Annotated in this window: 19 protein-coding genes; 18 read left to right on the plus strand and 1 reads right to left on the minus strand. The window is 57.0% G+C overall.

Going from position 1 to position 19,002, the window contains the following annotated elements:
- Positions 1–44 precede the first annotated feature (44 nt).
- The 5 genes from MKI83_RS16145 to MKI83_RS16165 all read left to right on the plus strand — a co-directional run bounded on the left by MKI83_RS16145 (position 45) and on the right by MKI83_RS16165 (position 4,783).
- Entirely contained in the window at positions 45–254 is a 210-nt protein-coding gene (locus MKI83_RS16145; protein WP_241588305.1) for a hypothetical protein, read from the plus strand.
- Positions 218–2,119 carry a TonB-dependent receptor family protein gene (locus tag MKI83_RS16150; protein WP_241588307.1) on the plus strand — a complete coding sequence of 634 codons (1,902 nt, stop codon included), beginning with the start codon at positions 218–220 and terminating at the stop codon, positions 2,117–2,119. Before MKI83_RS16145 ends, MKI83_RS16150 begins: the two co-directional genes overlap by 37 nt.
- Positions 2,116–3,549, plus strand: coding sequence for a PepSY domain-containing protein (locus MKI83_RS16155; RefSeq protein WP_241588308.1), 1,434 nt, complete (start codon positions 2,116–2,118; stop codon positions 3,547–3,549). The genes MKI83_RS16150 and MKI83_RS16155 overlap by 4 nt, the downstream gene beginning before the upstream one ends.
- 162 nt (positions 3,550–3,711) lie before the next feature.
- Positions 3,712–4,320: a transcriptional repressor LexA gene (gene lexA, locus MKI83_RS16160; protein WP_241588310.1), complete on the plus strand. Its 609-nt coding sequence runs from the start codon at positions 3,712–3,714 to the stop codon at positions 4,318–4,320.
- A gap of 16 nt (positions 4,321–4,336) precedes the next feature.
- Positions 4,337–4,783, plus strand: a complete 447-nt coding sequence (locus MKI83_RS16165) for a SulA-like leucine-rich domain-containing protein (RefSeq protein WP_272493079.1) — start codon at positions 4,337–4,339, stop codon at positions 4,781–4,783.
- 64 nt (positions 4,784–4,847) lie between these two features.
- On the opposite strand, the gene icd is transcribed toward MKI83_RS16165, so the two are convergent.
- Entirely contained in the window at positions 4,848–6,104 is a 1,257-nt protein-coding gene (gene icd / locus MKI83_RS16170; protein WP_241588311.1) for an NADP-dependent isocitrate dehydrogenase, read from the minus strand.
- A gap of 301 nt (positions 6,105–6,405) precedes the next feature.
- Here icd and MKI83_RS16175 point away from each other — a divergent pair, with 301 nt between their 5' ends.
- The 13 genes from MKI83_RS16175 (at position 6,406) to MKI83_RS16235 (ending at position 18,928) form a co-directional block, all read left to right on the plus strand.
- Positions 6,406–6,876 carry an NUDIX hydrolase gene (locus tag MKI83_RS16175; RefSeq protein WP_241588313.1) on the plus strand — a complete coding sequence of 157 codons (471 nt, stop codon included), beginning with the start codon at positions 6,406–6,408 and terminating at the stop codon, positions 6,874–6,876.
- A gap of 59 nt (positions 6,877–6,935) precedes the next feature.
- Positions 6,936–8,054: a tRNA 2-thiouridine(34) synthase MnmA gene (gene mnmA, locus MKI83_RS16180; RefSeq protein WP_241588314.1), complete on the plus strand. Its 1,119-nt coding sequence runs from the start codon at positions 6,936–6,938 to the stop codon at positions 8,052–8,054.
- Entirely contained in the window at positions 8,051–8,683 is a 633-nt protein-coding gene (hflD, locus tag MKI83_RS16185) for a high frequency lysogenization protein HflD (RefSeq protein ID WP_241588315.1), read from the plus strand. The genes mnmA and hflD overlap by 4 nt, the downstream gene beginning before the upstream one ends.
- Positions 8,683–9,564 carry a DMT family transporter gene (locus tag MKI83_RS16190; RefSeq protein ID WP_241588317.1) on the plus strand — a complete coding sequence of 294 codons (882 nt, stop codon included), beginning with the start codon at positions 8,683–8,685 and terminating at the stop codon, positions 9,562–9,564. The genes hflD and MKI83_RS16190 overlap by 1 nt, the downstream gene beginning before the upstream one ends.
- A gap of 66 nt (positions 9,565–9,630) precedes the next feature.
- Positions 9,631–11,001 carry an adenylosuccinate lyase gene (purB, locus tag MKI83_RS16195; RefSeq protein WP_241588318.1) on the plus strand — a complete coding sequence of 457 codons (1,371 nt, stop codon included), beginning with the start codon at positions 9,631–9,633 and terminating at the stop codon, positions 10,999–11,001.
- Between the two features lie 63 nt (positions 11,002–11,064).
- Positions 11,065–12,237 (plus strand): ribosomal protein uL16 3-hydroxylase, encoded by a 1,173-nt coding sequence (locus tag MKI83_RS16200; protein ID WP_241588319.1) that lies wholly within the window; start codon positions 11,065–11,067, stop codon positions 12,235–12,237.
- On the plus strand, positions 12,227–12,661 hold the full coding sequence (locus MKI83_RS16205; protein WP_241588320.1) for a GNAT family N-acetyltransferase: 435 nt from the start codon (positions 12,227–12,229) through the stop codon (positions 12,659–12,661). Before MKI83_RS16200 ends, MKI83_RS16205 begins: the two co-directional genes overlap by 11 nt.
- Entirely contained in the window at positions 12,658–13,299 is a 642-nt protein-coding gene (locus MKI83_RS16210) for a DUF7931 domain-containing protein (protein WP_241588321.1), read from the plus strand. The genes MKI83_RS16205 and MKI83_RS16210 overlap by 4 nt, the downstream gene beginning before the upstream one ends.
- The gene (locus tag MKI83_RS16215; protein WP_241588322.1) at positions 13,296–14,102 is read left to right on the plus strand and encodes a secretin N-terminal domain-containing protein; all 807 of its coding nucleotides are present in this window, start codon (positions 13,296–13,298) and stop codon (positions 14,100–14,102) included. Before MKI83_RS16210 ends, MKI83_RS16215 begins: the two co-directional genes overlap by 4 nt.
- A 352-nt stretch (positions 14,103–14,454) precedes the next feature.
- The gene (locus MKI83_RS16220) at positions 14,455–16,050 is read left to right on the plus strand and encodes an isocitrate lyase (protein ID WP_241588323.1); all 1,596 of its coding nucleotides are present in this window, start codon (positions 14,455–14,457) and stop codon (positions 16,048–16,050) included.
- 207 nt (positions 16,051–16,257) lie between these two features.
- Positions 16,258–17,469 (plus strand): ferrous iron transporter B, encoded by a 1,212-nt coding sequence (locus MKI83_RS16225; protein WP_241588324.1) that lies wholly within the window; start codon positions 16,258–16,260, stop codon positions 17,467–17,469.
- An 11-nt stretch (positions 17,470–17,480) separates the two neighbouring features.
- Positions 17,481–17,624 (plus strand): hypothetical protein, encoded by a 144-nt coding sequence (locus tag MKI83_RS16230; RefSeq protein ID WP_241588325.1) that lies wholly within the window; start codon positions 17,481–17,483, stop codon positions 17,622–17,624.
- A gap of 107 nt (positions 17,625–17,731) precedes the next feature.
- Positions 17,732–18,928 carry an alginate export family protein gene (locus tag MKI83_RS16235; RefSeq protein ID WP_306423277.1) on the plus strand — a complete coding sequence of 399 codons (1,197 nt, stop codon included), beginning with the start codon at positions 17,732–17,734 and terminating at the stop codon, positions 18,926–18,928.
- Positions 18,929–19,002 lie beyond the last annotated feature (74 nt).

Raw genomic sequence — 19,002 nt, forward strand, 5'->3', positions numbered from 1 at the left:
AGTACGCGGGTTATTCCATCGAGCAATAAAAGGATGCCGTTGTCATGCCCCGTCGCGCCCTGCCATCTCACCTGATGACACCGATTGCCTTGGCCCTATGCCTTGGCTCAGGCCATGCCTTGGCCACGCACCCTGCCACGGATTACCAAGAGCCCGTGGAGCCGCTACGCGTCACTAAAGGCAAGCAGCAAGTGGACCCCACGCGCCCGAGCAAGCAGTGCGTGCCGAACAAGCGCATATCCCCGGCGGCGTGAGCTTGGTAGATGCCGAGCGCACCTATAAACAAGGCCGCAGCAGCACACTGCAAGACTCTTTAGGCTTAGCCACAGGCGTTTTCGTGCAACCGCGCTTTGGCTCTGAGGAGTCACGGCTGTCGATTCGTGGCTCGGGCATTCAGCGCACCTATCACCAACGTGGGATCTTGCTGATGCAAGATGGCGTGCCGATTAACTTGGCCGACGGCAGTGGCGACTTCCAGGCCATCGAACCTTTGGCGCTCGACCATATCCAAGTCTATCGCGGCGCCAATGCTTGGCAGTACGGCGTGGCGAACTTGGGTGGCGCGATCAACTTCATTACCCCCAGCGTGCATGACATGGCACCTGTAGATCTGCGCGCCGAAAGCGGCAGCTTTGGCTATCGCCGCCTCTTTGCCGGCGCAGCCCACGATTTTGGCAGCATTGACGGCACCGTCAGTGCTTCTGACTATCGCCAAGACGGCTTTCGCGAGCACAGCCGGCAAGAAAACCAACGCTATTTTGCCAATCTAGGGGGCCGCCTGAATGAGCGCCTGAGCACGCGCTTTTACTTCAGCAACATCAATAGCAACTCCGACTTACCCGGCAACCTGAGCAAAGCGCAACTGCGCAGCGACCCCACACAAGCGGCCGCGGGTAACGTATCCGGCGACCAGCAACGCAACCTGACCCTTAACCGCGTCGGCAACCTGACCACGCTGCAACTGAACGATGAACACAGCGTTGAGTTGACCAGCTTTTATTCCGACAAATACCTCGATCACCCGATCTTTCAAGTGCTGGATGTGCATAACGAGGACTACGGCCTACGCCTGACTCACCACTACCGCAGCCACAACGGCTATCGCCTATCCAGCGGCATTGAGCAAAGCCATGGCCGTGCGTGGGACTCCCGCTACGTCAACAGTGCCGGCAACAAAGGCCGCAAGGTCAACGAACTGCACAACACCGCACGCAACAGCAATGTGTTTAGCCAACTGGAAGTTCCGCTAAACCAACGCTGGGCCGCCATTGTCGGGGGCGCTTGGCTACACAGCGACCGCCAGATTGATGATCGCCTACGCTGCAACGCCTTTGTCAGCAGTTTTTGTCTCAAGCAAGACGAGTCTATTGAGCAAAGCTTCACCGGCCGCGTGGGCCGTTTGGGCCTGCGTTATGACCATGCTCCCGGCATCCAGTTTTATGGCAACGTCAGCCAAAGCCACGAACCACCGACCTTGGGGGAAATGGCCGGCGCGCAAATCATCAATAAGAACGATGCCCAAACCGCGAACACGCTCGAATTAGGCCTGCGCTGGTCCTACGACCGGCTAGATGTCGATCTGGCGCTATACCGCAGCGAGATCCGCGATGAACTGCTGCAGCTGAACGACAGCAATGGCAATGCCCTCGGCACGATCAATGCCGACCGCACCCTGCACCAAGGGATCGAACTCGGCGGTGCACTGGCGTTTGGTCAATTCGTCGCGCGCGGCCAATACCTGTACAACGATTTCCGCTTCGACAACGACACCACGTACGGCAACAACCCGCTGGCCGGCATTCCCTCGCAATTCCTCAAAGGCGAGCTGCTGTGGCAGCAAGGTGGCTGGTATATGGGGCCAACCGCAGAATGGGTGCCAACGCACTACAGCGTCGACCATGCCGACACGCTGCACGCCGAAGGCTATGCCATTTGGGGGGCCAAGTTGGGCTTTCGACAACAACAAGGCGTTGGCTTTTTTGTTGAAGGCCGCAATCTCAGCGACAAGACCTATATCGCCACCACAGGTGTCGTTGCCGATGCCAAGGGTCAAGATCAAGCGCAATTCCTACCCGGCGATGGCCGCGCCGTGTATGCCGGGGTGGAGTGGCGTTTATGACCTCAGCACTGCCGGTCCACACCTTACCTAGCAGCATGAGGCAACGCTGGGTGCGACAGTTGCTAATCTGGCATCGCCGTTTAGCCGTCATCGCCTGCGTGGGCATCTTGGCTTGGTCACTCAGCGGGTTACTGCATCCCATCATGAGTGCTTTACAGCCACAGCCGATCACATTCGCAACGCCAGCGCAGAGCATGGTGCTCAATAGCAAGCTGATGGCGCCGGCACACTTGGCGCTTGAACCCAACAGCGTGCAAGCCCTCAGGCTAATCAGCATCGACGGGCAGGCGGTGTATCAAGCACGCCTATTGGCAACGCCTGAACCGCAGTACTTTTCCGCCATCACGGGCAAGCGGCTCGATCTTGTTTCGGCACACGCTGAGCAATTAGCAAGGCACTATCTGGGCACACAGCCCGACTTGCGCTTTACAAGGCTTATCAACGGCTTTGATGACGAATATGTGTTCATCAACCGTCTATTACCGGTCGCCCGTGTCGATAGCTCTCGGGGTGATGGCTTACGCGTCTACGTTGACCTGTTTAACGACCGTTTAGGCAGCGTGGTCGATACGCGTAAGGCGGTCTTTGCCCAAGTCTTTAAGCTGCTGCATAACTTTGCCCCGCTGTACGGCTTAGGCCTTGTGCGTGACCTCTTCATGGCGGTGCTGTTGCTGGCGACATTCTGTGCCGTGGTGATGGGCACAGGGTTATTTTTTGCGCGCAAAACTAGTCGGCGCTGGCATCGGCGCTGGCATGCCGTGTGTGGGCTCGGCATTGCCTTATCCAGCCTCGCGTTTGCCAGCAGCGGGCTTTGGCACTTGTTGCACAAACGCACAACAGACCCGCTACCGGCCTTCTTGCAGCAACCACTGCCGCTAAAAACCGCCAATACAGCGCCGCAAACGAATTGGCTGGTAGCCGCAGCAGCGCCTAATAGTGCCGCACTGGTCAACATCGGCAACGCGCCAGTCTGGCGCTTAACCAGCAAAGTTAACGGCCAAAATAGCGTGAGCTGGCACACCGTCGATGGGGATCCATTACCTGAGTTCACCGCCTTTAACCAAGGCGCGCTATTACTTCAGCACTACAGCACAGCACTAGGCTTAAGCGGCGGCGGCGCGCAAGCCTTGGTCACGCAGTTCAACCATGAATACGGGTTTATTTTTAAGCGGCTTCCCGTGTGGAGCCAGCAATATGCGGACAGTGCACAAACGCGCCTGTACGTTGACCCGCTCGATGGCACCCTAGCGGCCAGCATCGCCAACGCTGATCGCTTCGAAGGTTTTGCTTTTGCCTATTTTCACAAAGCCGAATGGCTCTCGCCGCTGGGCAAGCTTGGCAAGGACATCATCGTCAGCCTGTTTGCACTGGCCAATGCGCTCATGGCGCTCAGCGGGCTGTGGCTGTTTAGCCGCCGTCCACGTCGCTAAACCTGCTTAGAAAACCGCCTTAAGCGACAAAGCCCATGGCGTCTTTAAATGGGCTTTTCCTTATTTATCAACACGTTAACCAAAAGAGCAAAAGTAGCACTTGCGACCCATGAGGCACTGTATATAATCACAATTACTGTATAAAAAAACAGAAGGATAGCCATGATTAAGCTAACCCCACGCCAAGCCGAAATTCTCGGTTTTATCCGCCGCTGCGTGGAAGACAACGGCTACCCGCCTACCCGTGCCGAAATTGCCCAAGAGCTTGGCTTTCGCTCGCCCAATGCGGCTGAAGAACACCTAAAAGCGCTGGCCAAAAAAGGCGCGATTGAGATGATTCCAGGTGCCTCGCGCGGTATTCGCCTGTGCGACGACCAACGCGCGGCAAACGATGACGGCCTGCCGATTATTGGCCGCGTCGCCGCTGGCAGCCCGATTCTGGCCGAGCAACATGTGGACGATCACTGCAAAATTCCCGCCGAGTTCTTTAAGCCCCGCGCCGACTATTTACTGCGTGTGCGCGGCGAAAGCATGAAAGACATTGGCATCCTTGATGGCGACTTGCTGGCCGTGCACACCACCCGTGAAGCACGCAACGGCCAAATCGTCGTAGCCCGCATCGGCGATGAAGTGACCGTCAAACGCTACCAGCGCCAAGGCAACAAAATTACCTTACACGCTGAAAACCCCGAGTTCGCACCGATTGAGGTCGACCTGACTGCAGACGACTTCACTATTGAAGGTTTGAGTGTTGGCGTTATTCGCCACTGATCGTGAGGACATGCTCATGCAGTACGCGCTTTCCCCCGCAAGTCAGCCACATCCACAGCTTGGCCTGTTTCAAAGTCTGCCCAGTACGCCGCTGACCGCGGCACCGCTGGCGCATTTGACCGAGCTTAACCTAAGCGTTAGCAACAGCCTTAGCCTGCACTTATTGGCCCCTATGCTGCGCGAGCTCAGCGAAGATAACGACGGCCGCTGGCTGACCTTGATTGCGCCGCCCAAGGCCTTAAATCGGCAGTGGCTGTGTCAAAGCGGGCTCAATCGCGAGCGCATACTGCTACTCACTCCAAAACCCAATCAAAGCGCCGTCGCGCTTGCCGAGCAAGCCTTGCATCTTGGTCGCAGCCATACCGTGGTGAGCTTTCTACCACTGTGCGCATCCAGCCGGCAGATGCTCGATAACGCTGCTCAGTGCGGCCAATCACAAGCCCTGAACATTAGCCTGCAATAAGAAATTCTGGTGATAGAACAACAAACCCGGCACTTGGCCGGGTTTGTTGTTCTGCAAGCAGTGCTTACATGTTGGCGATCATAGCGTCGCCAAACTCGGAGCAAGACAGCAGCTTGGCACCGTCCAACAGACGCTCGAAGTCATAAGTCACGGTCTTGGCAGCAATCGCGCCTTCCATGCCCTTAACGATCAAGTCAGCGGCTTCAGTCCAGCCCATGTGACGCAGCATCATTTCCGCAGACAGGATCAGCGAACCTGGGTTCACCTTGTCCTGACCCGCGTACTTCGGTGCAGTGCCGTGAGTCGCTTCAAACATCGCAATGTTGTCTGACAGGTTAGCGCCCGGTGCAATACCGATACCGCCTACTTGCGCAGCCAAGGCGTCAGATACGTAGTCGCCGTTGAGGTTCAGCGTAGCGATCACGTCGTACTCTTCCGGACGCAGCAAGATTTGCTGCAAGAAGGCATCGGCGATGCAGTCCTTAACGGTGATTTCACGACCTGTTTTCGGGTTCTTGAACGAACACCATGGGCCGTTATCGATCAACTGCGCGCCAAACTCTTTTTGCGCCAGCTCGTAACCCCAATCACGGAAGCCACCTTCGGTGAACTTCATGATGTTGCCTTTGTGCACAAGGGTGACCGAGTCACGATCGTTATCGATCGCGTACTGCATCGCCTTACGCACCAAGCGCTGAGTACCGTCACGCGATACTGGCTTAACGCCGATACCTGAGGTCTCTGGGAAGCGGATCTTGTTCACGCCCATTTCGTTGCGCAGGAAGTCGATCACTTTACGCGCCGACTCAGTCTCAGCTTGGAATTCGATACCGCAGTAGATGTCTTCAGTGTTCTCACGGAAGATCACCATGTCGGTCTTCTCCGGCGCCTTCAGCGGGCTGGGAGTGCCGGTGTAGTAACGCACTGGGCGCAAGCACACGAACAGGTCCAACTCTTGACGCAGTGCCACGTTCAGCGAGCGAATACCGCCGCCAACGGGGGTGGTCATTGGGCCTTTGATCGACACCACGAAGTCGCGCACGGCTTCGAGGGTTTCGGCTGGCAGCCAAGTATCAGGGGTGTATTCGCGGGTTGCTTTTTCGCCGGCGTACACTTCCATCCACGAAATCTTTTTGCTGCCGCCGTAGGCTTTAGCCACTGACGCGTCAACAACTTTCATCATGACGGGGGTGATATCAACGCCGATACCGTCACCTTCAATGAAGGGAATAATCGGGTTGTTAGGTACGTTCAGGGACTGGTCGGCATTGACGGTGATTTTGTCGCCGTCCGCCGGCACCACAATCTTCTGGTATCCCATGCTGGACTCCGTTGCTTAGGGTGACAAGCGCAGTACTGGGTCACAGTTACTCCGCTCTTGGAATTATTGGCTTGCTCGGGAAGCGGCCTATTCTTGTAGTTTTTCTACAAAAAGTCACGCTTCACAAGCACTTGCTGCATCGAACTTTAGGCGCAAGCTAGGATCACAAACCTCACCAAGAGTTCATTGACGGCAAACAAGCCGTGCCAGATTGCGCCTTGCGATGCGCCTTACAAGCGGCATAATCGCTGGCAAGCCTAGCAGGCAAATCACCGCACTGCTGCACAGACAAGGATTTTCTATGCGTTTCACACCCCACGTCACTGTCGCCACCGTCGTCGAACAAGACGGCCGTTTTTTACTGGTTGAGGAAATCGCCAGTGGCCGTCAGGTACTGAACCAACCCGCCGGGCACTTAGAAGCAGACGAAACCTTACTAGCAGCGGCACTCCGGGAAACGCTGGAAGAAACCGGCTGGCACGTCGAGCTCACCGGTATTGTCGGCATTTACCTCTACACCGCACCGAGCAATGGCGTGACCTATCAGCGCATCTGCTTCGCCGCCAAGGCACTGCAACAAATACCCGATGCCATTTTGGACGATGGCATCATTGGCCCGCGCTGGCTCAGTCGCGACGAGCTAATCCAGTGTCGCGAGCAGTGGCGCAGCCATTTGTTGCTGCAGTGCATTGATGACTACCTTGCCGGCCATCACCATCCCTTGGCGCTGATTCGCCCGACCCTGAGCGAGCCACTCGCTGAAACGGTTTAACCTGCCGTCTGCAGGCATTAAGTAGTACAATCGCGCGTTTTCCAGATTGTTATTACGCCATGTCTGATTCAGCCTCTCCCCGTGTGATCGTCGGCATGTCCGGCGGCGTAGACTCGTCCGTCTCGGCTCTGCTATTGCAACAGCAGGGCTATCAGGTCGAAGGCCTGTTCATGAAGAACTGGGACGAAGACGACGGCACCGAGTACTGCACCGCCAAAGAAGACCTCGCCGACGCCCAAGCTGTAGCCGACAAACTCGGTATCACGCTGCACACCGCCAACTTTGCCGCCGAATACTGGGACAACGTGTTTGAGCACTTTTTGGCCGAATACAAAGCGGGACGCACGCCGAACCCGGACATCCTGTGCAACCGTGAAATCAAGTTCAAAGCCTTCCTCGACTACGCCTTAAGCTTAGGTGCCGACCTCATCGCCACCGGCCACTATGTGCGCCGTCGTGACGTGCAAGGCAGCAGCCAACTACTCAAAGGCTTAGACGGCAATAAAGACCAGAGCTATTTCTTACATGCGGTCGGTGGTGAGCAAATCGGCAAGACCCTTTTCCCCGTTGGCGAGCTGGAAAAGCCCGAAGTACGCCGCCTCGCCGAAGAATTCGGCCTAGCCACCGCCAAAAAGAAAGACTCAACCGGCATCTGCTTTATTGGCGAGCGTCGTTTTAGCGACTTTTTGAAACAGTACTTACCGGCCCAGCCTGGCAACATCGAAACCACCGACGGCGATGTGATCGGTCGTCATCATGGCTTGATGTACCACACCATCGGTCAACGCCAAGGTTTAGGCATCGGCGGCATGAAAGACGCCAGCGATGACCCGTGGTACGTGCTGGCCAAGGATCTCTCCCGCAACGTGCTGGTGGTCGGCCAAGGTAACGAGCATCCGTGGTTATTTAGTCGCAGCTTGGCAGCCAGTGACATGTACTGGGTCAACCCTGTCGATCTCAGCACCCCGCGCGAACTCACCGCCAAAGTACGCTATCGCCAGAGCGACCAAGCCTGCCGTCTGGAAAAAACCGCCAACGGCTATTTAGCCACTTTCAGTGAGCCCCAGCGCGCGGTCACCCCCGGCCAGTCGGTGGTGTTCTATGACGGCGAAGTCTGCTTAGGTGGCGGCGTGATCGAACACGCCAGCCCGTGGGACACAGAGCTGGTACGCCCATGACCCCAATTGAAGAACAAGTCATTGCCTTAGCCGGGGTGTTTACCGCCACCAGCATGGTCGACAAGCTCGCCCGCACCGGCGAAATCGCGCAAACCCCATTGAGCGGCATGCTGAGCAGCCTGCTAGAGCGCAACCCTGACAGCACCATGGCCGTCTATGGCAACGACCTCAGTTCATTGCGCGACGGCATGCGAGCACTAGCGTCGGCACTGGAGCGCGACCCCAACGCCTTGCAACGTCAGCCGCTGCGTTATGCGCTGAACTTGTTGCAGCTCGAGCGCCAGCTCGACAAGCGCGATGACATGCTACAAGTCATGGGGCGTCGCCTCGAGCAAATCGACAAGCAAGTGGCGCACTTTGGCCTAGTCAATGACAACGTGATCGCCGCCTGCGCAGCGCTCTACCAAGACACCCTCAGCACCTTCAGCTTGCGGATTCAGGTACAAGGCGACATGCGCCACCTGCAAGTAGCACAAAACGCAGATAAGGTGCGCGCACTACTGCTGTGTGGCATTCGTTCAGCACGCTTGTGGCGGCAAGTGGGCGGTCGTCGTTGGCACTTAGTGTTTTATCGCGCCAAGCTGCTGAAAACGCTGTACAGCTTAATGCGCCAAACCAACCCCACCTGATGCAAGCCACGCAGCGCCAGCAGCGCATTGTGCCCGGCGCCCTGCTACTGGGCTTATCAGCCTTGTTGTTTTCTTTGATGGGCGTCGGCATTCGCGAACTATCAACCAGCGTTAATAACGAATCGGTGGTGTTCTTTCGCAACCTTGTCGGCGTACTGTTCTTTCTACCTTTGGTTGTCTGGCGCGGCTGGTCACCGCTGCGTACCAACCGCCTGCGGTCCCACCTATGGCGCGCCGCGTTTGGCTTGGCGGCGATGTACTGCTTCTTCTACGCCATCGCGCATTTGCCGTTGGCGGATGCCATGCTTTTTACCTACTCAGCCCCTGTTTTCACCCCCTTTATTGCCTATTTCTGGCTTAAAGAAGCACTCAGCAAAAAAATAGCGGCCGCCGCCGCACTGGGTTTTATTGGCGTATTGCTGGTGGCCAAACCCTCTGACGCGCTGTTCGAGCCGATCGCGCTGGTGGGCCTGGCGGCCAGCATCTTGGCCGCCTTCGCCTTTGTCTCTATCCGTGAGATGAGCGACAGCGAGCCGGCGTTTCGCATCGTGTTTTATTTCGCTTTGTTTAGCACGCTGCTATCGGCGATTCCGCTGTTGTGGGCATGGCAGCCACTCAATAGCGAGCAAGTACTGCTCTTAGCCGCTGTCGGCCTGCTGGCCACCACCAGCCAAATCATCATGTCCAAGGCTTACAGCTTGGCGCCGCCGGGCATCATTGGCCCCTTTGCTTATCTGGCAATTGTGTTCTCCGCACTGATCGCTTGGTGGCAGTGGAACGAGCTGCCGAGCGTGTCGTCGTGTGTCGGCGCACTCCTGATCTTTGCTTCCAGTTTGGCCGCGCTATGGGCCAATCGTCCGAGCGCAAGCAAGCAAGGCTGAGTCACACGCCGTTTTGGTGTATAGTTTGCGCCCTTTTTTTGACTCCTCTTACGACCGAGAACGACCATGCAGCTCACTACGCTCACGGCGGTTTCCCCCGTCGACGGCCGCTACGCCAGCAAAGCCGACGCCCTGCGCACCATCTTCAGCGAATTTGGCCTGATCCGTTTCCGCGTATTAGTTGAAGTACGCTGGTTGCAGCGCTTGGCCGCACACCCGCAAGTAAGTGAAGTCGCTGCGCTGTCTGAGCAAGCTCAGTCACTGCTGAACGGTTTGGTCGATAACTTTTCGCTGGAACACGCGCAGCGCATCAAAGACATCGAGCGCACCACCAACCACGACGTGAAGGCCGTGGAGTACTTCCTCAAAGAGCAAGTCAAAGCCCTGCCTGAGCTGGACCAGATCAACGAATTCATCCACTTCGCCTGCACCAGCGAAGACATCAACAACCTGTCGCATGCCTTGATGCTGCGTGAAGGTCGCGACCAAGTGTTGCTGCCGTTGATGCGCAAAGTCGCCGAGGCCATTCGCGCACAAGCACAACAGCTGGCCGCAGTCCCCATGCTGTCCCGCACCCACGGTCAACCGGCCTCGCCCTCGACCATGGGCAAAGAAATGGCCAACGTGGTTTATCGTCTTGAGCGCCAAATCGCGCAAATCGAAGCGGTACCGCTGCTGGGCAAGATCAATGGCGCCGTAGGCAACTACAACGCGCATCTGTCGGCCTACCCCGAGATCGACTGGCAAGCCAACGCACAAACCTTTATCGAGCAAGATTTGGGCTTAGCGTGGAACCCCTACACCACCCAGATCGAACCGCACGACTACATCGCCGAACTGTTCGACGCCGTGGCGCGCTTCAACACCATCCTGATCGACTTCGATCGCGATGTATGGGGCTACATCAGCCTGGGCTTCTTCAAGCAGAAGACCGTCGCCGGTGAAGTGGGCTCATCCACCATGCCGCACAAGGTCAATCCGATTGACTTTGAAAACAGCGAAGGCAACCTCGGCATCGCCAATGCGCTACTCCAGCACTTGGCCAGCAAGCTGCCGATTTCCCGCTGGCAGCGTGACCTGACGGACTCCACCGTACTGCGCAACTTGGGCGTCGGCTTAGCCCACAGCCTGATCGCCTACGAAGCCAGCCTTAAGGGCATTGGTAAGCTGGAGCTCAACGCCGCGCGCATTGCTGACGACCTGAACAACTGCTGGGAAGTACTGGCCGAGCCCATCCAAACCGTGATGCGTCGTTACGGCGTGGCCAACCCGTACGAAAAGCTCAAAGAAATGACCCGCGGCAAAGGCATCACCGCCGACGCCCTGAAAACCTTTATCGACAGCTTGGAAATCCCGCAGTCCGCCAAAGACGAACTGCACGCCATGACCCCGGCCAGCTACATCGGCAATGCCATCGCACAGGCGCAAGCCATCTAATAAATTCAAGCACTTAGAACGCCCGGCCACACGGCCGGGCGTTTTCGTTATAGCGAGTATGAAATGAATCAAAGCACCCCTCTGGCCCTGTTGGGCGGCTTAAGCGCCGAAGAATTTTTACGCGATTACTGGCAGCAAAAGCCCCTCTTGGTGCGTAACGCCCTGCCCGACTTTGTCAGCCCCTTAACCCCCGACGAGTTAGCCGGCCTCGCGCTGGAAGAAGAAGTCGAGTCGCGCATCATCCTTGAGCACGGCGTGCGCCCTTATGAGCTGCGCCGCGGCCCGTTTGTCGAAGAAGACTTCCAAGACCTGCCCGAAAGCCACTGGACCTTATTGGTGCAGGCCGTTGATCAATTCGTGCCCGAAGTCGCCGAACTGCTGCAAGAGTTTCGCTTTCTCCCCACATGGCGCATCGATGATGTGATGGTCAGCTACGCCACTCACGGCGGCGGCGTCGGCCCGCATTACGACAACTACGACGTGTTCTTGCTGCAAGGCCTCGGGCAGCGCCGCTGGCGCGTCGGCCAACTCTGCGACAGCCAAGCACAACTGATCAAACACCCGGAAATGCGCATTCTGGCCGAATTTGCCGGCAGCGAAGACTGGGTACTCAACCCCGGCGACATGCTCTATCTACCGCCACGCCTAGCGCATTTCGGCACTGCCGACAGCGACGACTGCATGACCTACTCGGTCGGCTTTCGCGCCCCCAGCGCCGCCGAAGTACTGACCCACTTCACCGACTTCCTCGCGCAAAATCTGCCCGACGAAGAGCGCTACACCGATGCGGCAGCCAAGCCCAGCAGCGACCCCAGCGAAATCGACGCCGCCGCGCTTGATCGCCTAAAAGCGCTGCTCGACAAGCACATGCAAGACAAAGGCGCGCTGCTGACATGGTTTGGCCAGTTCATGACCGAACCGCGCTACCCTGAGCTGATCGAAGGCGAAGAATTGAGCGAAGACCAGCTGTTCGACGCCCTAGAAGACGGCGCCGTATTGGTGCGCAATCCCAGCGCCCGCTTGGCGTGGGCTGAGCGCGATGACGGCCTCGTGGTTTTTGTCAGCGGTCTGTCACGCGGGATGCCGACAGAGCTGCGCGATTTCTTGAAATTGGTCTGCACCGCCGACTGCCTGCACGCAGAAAACCTCGTCGATTGGCTCGAATTTGAGGATGCGCGTACGCTGTTAGTCGAGCTTCTTAAGCAAGGCAGTCTCGAGTTTGCCGATGACGAATAACATCCACGTCAGCGTGACCGATTGGCAGCGCGATCACGTCGCGCTTAGCGCCATTCGCCAAGCGGTGTTTATCGATGAGCAACAAGTGCCGCCAGCACTGGAATGGGACGCGCTCGACGCCAGCTGCCAGCACTTGCTGGCCTATGCCGGCGACACCCCCATCGGCACAGCGCGGCTATTGCCTGACGGGCATATTGGCCGTGTCGCTGTGTGCAAAGACTGGCGCGGCCACCAAGTCGGCCTCAAGTTAATGCAAGCTGCCATGGCTTTAGGGCTTGAGCAAGGCATGCGCGTGTTCCTGCTTTCGGCACAAGTTCACGCCATTCCTTTCTATGAGCGCCTAGGCTATAGGGTAATCAGCGCCGAGCCCTATGACGACGCTGGCATCCCTCATGTGGACATGCGATACGAGCACCAGCCATGACCGACAAGCGCCCCGAATCGAGCAACAATCCCAGCACGCCAACCGACGAGCTGCCCGCGATTGAGTTCAGCTCACCGGGGCGTTTTACTATTCATAACCCAGATGAAGGCAGCCCCGACACCGCCCTTGTCGAACCAACACCGTTTATCATCGGCAGCCACCCTGAGCTAGAGCGTTTTGAGCAGCCCGGATTAGCCCGCAGCCACGCTTTAGCCCTGATGCAACAAGCCAAGCTTGAGGTGTGCCTCTACAGTCCTGACGGCGAAGCGTGGCTGTATAACCACAGCGCGCTGCGCGATGCCTGCCAACAATTTTTGCTCGCCAGCCCCAAGGCGCGCTTTCGTTGGCTGCTCGCTGATAGTCAACGCTTGGTGCGACAGGGCCACCTACTTCTGCAGCTGTGTCGCAAGTTCACCAGCCAGACTGACATCCGCTTACTCAATCCGCAGTACCCGACCAGCGGCGATGCCTACTTACTGATCGACCAAACAGCCTACTTACGCCGCCCAGAGCCCGACAGCTACAGTGGCTACGTGTGGTATCACGCCCCCGCCAAAGGCAAACAACGCTTTGGCCAATTTGAGCAAGCCTGGAACACCAGTCAATTTGATCCCAATTTAAGGAGCATGCCGCTGTGAGCCGATTCACCGCCTTGCTGTTGCTGATCTTAAGCACGACCGCCCTCGCCGCACCGCGCACCGAGGTGCTTGAGCTGCGCTACAACACCGCCGATGACCTACTGCCTACCGTGCAAGCCATTCTGGGCAGCGAGGGGCGCGTTTCAGCCTATGGCAACCAGCTGATCATCAATGCTGAGCAGCACAAAATACTTGAAGTTCAAGACCTGCTGCGGCAACTGGATAAAAGCCCACAGCGCTTGCTCATCACGGTGGATACCAGCAGCGACAGCCAGCTTAACGAGCGCGGTTATCGGGTCGATGGCGAGCTCTCCGCCGGCGGCGTGTCGGTGATCAGCGGCGACGGTGAGATCGATGGCAAAGACCAAGTGCGCATCATTCGACGCACCACCGACAGCCGTGGCGGCGGCCAGCAGCAAGTGCAAGCGACCGAGGGGTATCCGGCCTTTATCCAAATAGGTCAAAGCGTACCCATCACTACCTCAACGGCGACACCGTATGGCGGCTGGAGCAACACGCAGTACCGCGACGTTACCCGCGGCTACTATGTCACCGTGACCCTAAGCGGCAACATTGCCCACATCAGCTTAAGCAGTCGCAATGATCGTTTAAGCCAAAGTCAGCCCGGCGTGATCGACACGCAAAGCACCGACACCCGCTTAACCACGCGCCTTGGCGAGTGGGTTACCTTCGGCGGCATCAGCGAATCACAAAGCGGCAACGACAGCGATTTTCTGCGCCACAAAACCACGCAAGGACGCGAAGACGTTACCTTGCGTCTCAAAGTCGATGTCATGAATTAACGTTCGTCGTTTTTGTAGTGCCAAAGCCAAAGGCACTACAAAATCCATTTGACGAACAAACGTTTGAAGCGCATCATGCCGTCACCCGATAGCCAGAGGCGCTTAGCAGCCTCCGTGAAACAGCAGGTCACCCCGCGTTGTTTCTCGTGTCTCAGGGGCCCACAAGGCAGATGAGAAGGGTTACGACTGGAAACAGGTCGTCCTGAGGGACGGGAACACTTTGCGCATCAGCTCTGCTATGCCCTGTGTTATGCCCTCCTTGTGACACCTCGCCATTCGCAATCCTATCGTCTTATTGTTGCCCTAGCATGCTTCGGACTGTGCTTGAACAATCACCAACGTAGGATTGACCATGTCTGCTTATCAAAACGACATCAAAGCCGTTGCCGCACTGAAAGAATCTTTCGGTAGCAGCTGGAGCGCCATCGACCCTGAGTCAGTGGCCCGTATGCGCGCTCAAAACCGTTTCAAAACCGGTCTAGAAATCGCCCAGTACACTGCCGACATCATGCGTAAAGACATGGTCGAGTACGACGCCGACTCTTCTGTCTACACCCAATCGCTGGGTTGCTGGCACGGCTTCATCGGTCAGCAGAAGCTGATCTCGATCAAGAAGCACCTGAAGACCACCAACAAGCGCTACCTGTACCTGTCTGGCTGGATGGTTGCTGCGCTGCGTTCTGAGTTCGGCCCACTGCCTGACCAGTCTATGCACGAGAAGACCTCTGTTGCTGCGCTGATCGAAGAGCTGTACACCTTCCTGCGTCAAGCTGACAGCCGCGAGCTGGACCTGCTGTTCACCGCACTGGACGACGCCCGCGAAGCTGGCGACAAGGCCAAGGCTGCTGAAATCCAGAACCAAATCGACAACTACGAAACTCACGTAGTACCGATCATTGCCGACATCGACGCTGGTTTCGGTAACCCAGAAGCCACCTACCTGCTGGCCAAGAAGATGATCGAAGCGGGTGCTTGCTGCATCCAGATCGAAAACCAAGTTTCTGACGAGAAGCAGTGTGGCCACCAGGACGGTAAAGTAACCGTTCCGCACGCTGACTTTATCGCCAAGATCAACGCTGTGCGTTACGCCTTCCTTGAGCTGGGCATCGACAACGGCGTGATCGTTGCTCGTACCGACTCGCTGGGTGCTGGCCTGACCAAGCAAATCGCAGTCACCAACAAGCCGGGCGACCTGGGCGACCAGTACAACTCGTTCTTGGATTGCGAAGAAATCTCCGAAGCCGAACTGGGCAACGGCGACGTTGTGATCAAGCGCGAAGGCAAGCTGCTGCGTCCTAAGCGTCTGCCGTCCAACCTGTTCCAGTTCCGCAAGGGTACTGGTGAAGCACGTTGCGTACTGGACAGCATCACCTCGCTGCAGAACGGTGCTGACCTGCTGTGGATCGAAACCGAGAAGCCGCACGTTGGCCAGATCGCTGCCATGGTTAACGAAGTTCGTAAGACCATCCCGAACGCCAAGCTGGTGTACAACAACAGCCCATCGTTCAACTGGACTCTGAACTTCCGCCAGCAGGTGTTCGATGCCATGGTTGCTGAAGGCAAGGACGTTTCTGCCTACGATCGTGCCAACCTGATGAGCATTGATTACGACGAAACCGAATTGGCCCAACTGGCTGACGAGAAGATCCGTACCTTCCAGCGTGACGGTTCTGCAGAAGCAGGTATCTTCCACCACCTGATCACCCTGCCGACCTACCACACTGCGGCCCTGTCGACCGACAACCTGGCCAAAGGCTACTTCGCCGACCAAGGCATGCTGGCCTACGTGAAAGGCGTTCAGCGTCAAGAGATCCGTCAAGGCATCGCTTGCGTGAAGCACCAGAACATGGCTGGTTCCGACATCGGTGACAACCATAAAGAGTACTTCGCTGGCGAAGCAGCTCTGAAGGCTGGCGGTAAAGACAACACCATGAACCAGTTCGGCTGATTGCTAACTGATTCGGACGCAAGTCCACGGTGTTAAGAAAGGCCACCCTCGGGTGGCCTTTTCTATGCGCGATATAAAACCAAACCCTGCTGGCTCTTATAAGCCTTATGCCTCGAGTGATTCATTAAGCAACGCTTGATTGCAATCAAGCCCCATCACCATAAAACGAATGAGAATGCCTCCCATAAACCTTTGGTGGAGATTCTCATGTTTGCCGCACTGTTCCCTGCCCCGCGCGATATTGATGCTTGGTTACTGCACCCGCTATGGGGGCGCTTGGTGTTTGCAGGCTTGCTTTATGGGCTGTTCTACACCGCCTACACATTGACCGAATGGCCCATGGGCTTGATCGACGAAGCGCTAGCTGGGCTTTCACAGTGGATTGCCAGCGTGCTGCCCGCCAGCGAGTGGACGCGCTTACTCAGTGAAGGCATTGTGCCGGGCGTTGCCGCAGTGTTGGTGTTTCTGCCCACCGTCGCCGTGGTGTTTGTCGGTTTAGCCTTGCTAGAACACAGCCGCTACTTGCAGCGCGCCACCGAGTTGTTCACCCCACTGATGGCGCGTTTTGGCTTACCGGGGCAAGCGCTGTTGTCGCTCGTGCTCGGCTTTGGCTGCAATGTGCCTTCGGTATTAAGCGCCAAGAATTTACCGCAAGGTGTGCAACGCACCGCACTGCTGCTGAGCGCGCCTTTAATGAGTTGCTCGGCACGGTTGCCGGTTTATGTGTTGCTGGCCGCTGCCTGCTTTGAAAAACACGCTGTGCTGGTCATTTTGGCCGTGCACGCTTGGGGTGTTTTGCTGGCGCTGGGCTTAAGTTGGTTTGTCAGTCGCCGCCAAGGGGCGGTGCTATTAGCCGTAGCGCCTGTGCGTGAGCCCATGCAAATCCCCTCGGTCAAGGTTGTGTTTGCCGACGCACTGGATCACAGCTGGGATTTTCTGCGCAAAATTGGTCAAGTGATTTTGCTCGGCGCCATGTTGATTTGGTTCCTACAAAGCTATCCCGCCAATGATCAAGGCGAACTGCAAGGCCCCAGTTACTTAGAGCAAGCTGGGCAAGTACTCAGCCCACTGACGGCACCACTGAACTTCACTTGGCAAGACAATGTGGCGCTGCTCAGTGGCCTGGTAGCCAAAGAAGTGATTGTCTCCACCATGGTTATGACCCGCCACCTACCCAGCGTGGACGGTGATGAGCAACAACAAACCCTTGGCTGGGCCAGCTCATTGCGCGAGCAAGTAAGCCCTACCCAAGCGCTGGCCTTCATGTTGTTCACCCTGCTGTATTTCCCCTGTCTGGCCACCCTTGGCACCCTGCGTCGCTTTGGCGGCTGGAAATTACCACTGGCCAGCATGGCTTTCGGCCTAACCAGCGCTTGGCTGTCGGCATATGCCGTCACCTTGATTGGCGCACTGCTGTAAGGAGCAAAACCATGAGCTTGATGAGCGTATTAATGCTGCTGCCCGCCGGGCTGCTAATCCACCGCGTATGGCAACAAAGCCAAACCGGCTGTGACGGCTGTCAAGGCTGCCCAAGCGCCAAACGTTGCGGGCAAGTAAAAACCAAGATCACTTGATTGCAGTCATGTTACCGAATGTTACAAGACTCTAGCGTAGCGCTATCTGCCACGAAGGAGTCACCCACATGTCTAAACCGAAGCTTTCAGCTTTATCCACGGCACTGATGCTGGCCACGGTTGCCAGCTCAGTGCAGGCCGAATCGTTTAGCCAACTTTGGGAAGACGGCAAAGTCGGCCTCGACGCCCGCTACCGTTACGAACACGTTGACGAGGACAACACCAAGAACAACGCTAACGCGCAAACCCTGCGCACCCGCATCACGTTGCAATCGGGTAAGTGGTATGGCCTGTCGACACTCGTTGAGGCCGACAACGTCAGCCGTATCGGCGATGACCACTACAACGACACCCGCAACGGCCAAAGCCAATACTCGACCGTAGCCGACCCCGATGGCAGCGAAATCAACCAAGCCTTGCTGCGTTATGACTATGCCCTCGGCAACGTGGTGGTGGGTCGCCAGCGCATTAATCTCGACAACCAACGCTTTGTCGGCGGCGTGGCATGGCGGCAAAACGAGCAAACCTACGACGGCGCACTGACGCAATTTAAGCCCATCGACAACCTGACCTTGACCTACGCCTACATTGATCAGGTCAACACCGTGTTTGGCCCCGATGACAACCGCTATACCTTGGCCGGCAACCCCGCCAACATCGATGGCCACAGCCATTTGATCAACGCGCAGTACGTTATCGCCCCTGCGCTAACCGTCACTGCCTACCGCTACATGCTGGGCTTGGACAACTTAGCCAACAAAGCGCAATCCAGCGCCACCAACGGCTTGCGCTTAAATGGCGTGCTGGCAGGCTTTAACTATGCCGCCGAATACGCCAGCCAAAGCGACTACGCCGGCAACCCGAAAAAAGTCGACGCTGATTACTACCTGCTCGAAGGTGGTTACACCTTTAAAGACCTCAACAACCTGGCACTGAAGGCCGGTTATGAAGTGCTTGAAGGCGAGCAAGACACCAGCAAAGGGGCCTTCCAAACCCCACTTGCCACCAAGCACATGTTCCAAGGCTGGGCGGATATGTTCCTCGGCACCCCGCAGCACGGGGTTAAGGACGCCTACTTCGGCGGCAGCATGCCGCTCTTGGGCGGCAACGTGCAGGCTTGGTACCACGATTTCCGCGCCGAGGCTGGCTCCAGCCATTACGGTGAGGAATTTGACGTCGCTTATGGTCGTCCATTGCCGTGGGTCAAAGGCTTGAGCGCACTGGTTAAGTACGCTGACTACGATGCTGATGATTACAGCGTCGACACGCAAAAACTGTGGGTGCAACTGCAATACACCTACTGATTAGCCGTCGGTAACAGGGCTGCTCATCCGGAGCAGCCCTATTGCTTTTTAATGATCCTGATTGTCTGACAAGG

The sequence above is a fragment of the Atopomonas sediminilitoris genome (assembly GCF_022601735.1).
GTDB lineage: Bacteria > Pseudomonadota > Gammaproteobacteria > Pseudomonadales > Pseudomonadaceae > Atopomonas > Atopomonas sediminilitoris.

What these genes read in the sequence shown, in the direction of transcription:
- MKI83_RS16145 (WP_241588305.1), top strand. Translation starts at nt 45, where the DNA reads ATGCCCCGTCGCGCCCTGCCATCTCACCTGATGACACCGATTGCCTTG.
- MKI83_RS16155 (WP_241588308.1), top strand. Translation starts at nt 2,116, where the DNA reads ATGACCTCAGCACTGCCGGTCCACACCTTACCTAGCAGCATGAGGCAA.
- lexA (WP_241588310.1), top strand. Translation starts at nt 3,712, where the DNA reads ATGATTAAGCTAACCCCACGCCAAGCCGAAATTCTCGGTTTTATCCGC.
- MKI83_RS16165 (WP_272493079.1), top strand. Translation starts at nt 4,337, where the DNA reads ATGCAGTACGCGCTTTCCCCCGCAAGTCAGCCACATCCACAGCTTGGC.
- icd (WP_241588311.1), bottom strand. Translation starts at nt 6,104, where the DNA reads ATGGGATACCAGAAGATTGTGGTGCCGGCGGACGGCGACAAAATCACC.
- MKI83_RS16175 (WP_241588313.1), top strand. Translation starts at nt 6,406, where the DNA reads ATGCGTTTCACACCCCACGTCACTGTCGCCACCGTCGTCGAACAAGAC.
- mnmA (WP_241588314.1), top strand. Translation starts at nt 6,936, where the DNA reads ATGTCTGATTCAGCCTCTCCCCGTGTGATCGTCGGCATGTCCGGCGGC.
- hflD (WP_241588315.1), top strand. Translation starts at nt 8,051, where the DNA reads ATGACCCCAATTGAAGAACAAGTCATTGCCTTAGCCGGGGTGTTTACC.
- MKI83_RS16190 (WP_241588317.1), top strand. Translation starts at nt 8,683, where the DNA reads ATGCAAGCCACGCAGCGCCAGCAGCGCATTGTGCCCGGCGCCCTGCTA.
- purB (WP_241588318.1), top strand. Translation starts at nt 9,631, where the DNA reads ATGCAGCTCACTACGCTCACGGCGGTTTCCCCCGTCGACGGCCGCTAC.
- MKI83_RS16200 (WP_241588319.1), top strand. Translation starts at nt 11,065, where the DNA reads ATGAATCAAAGCACCCCTCTGGCCCTGTTGGGCGGCTTAAGCGCCGAA.
- MKI83_RS16205 (WP_241588320.1), top strand. Translation starts at nt 12,227, where the DNA reads ATGACGAATAACATCCACGTCAGCGTGACCGATTGGCAGCGCGATCAC.
- MKI83_RS16210 (WP_241588321.1), top strand. Translation starts at nt 12,658, where the DNA reads ATGACCGACAAGCGCCCCGAATCGAGCAACAATCCCAGCACGCCAACC.
- MKI83_RS16220 (WP_241588323.1), top strand. Translation starts at nt 14,455, where the DNA reads ATGTCTGCTTATCAAAACGACATCAAAGCCGTTGCCGCACTGAAAGAA.
- MKI83_RS16225 (WP_241588324.1), top strand. Translation starts at nt 16,258, where the DNA reads ATGTTTGCCGCACTGTTCCCTGCCCCGCGCGATATTGATGCTTGGTTA.
- MKI83_RS16230 (WP_241588325.1), top strand. Translation starts at nt 17,481, where the DNA reads ATGAGCTTGATGAGCGTATTAATGCTGCTGCCCGCCGGGCTGCTAATC.
- MKI83_RS16235 (WP_306423277.1), top strand. Translation starts at nt 17,732, where the DNA reads ATGCTGGCCACGGTTGCCAGCTCAGTGCAGGCCGAATCGTTTAGCCAA.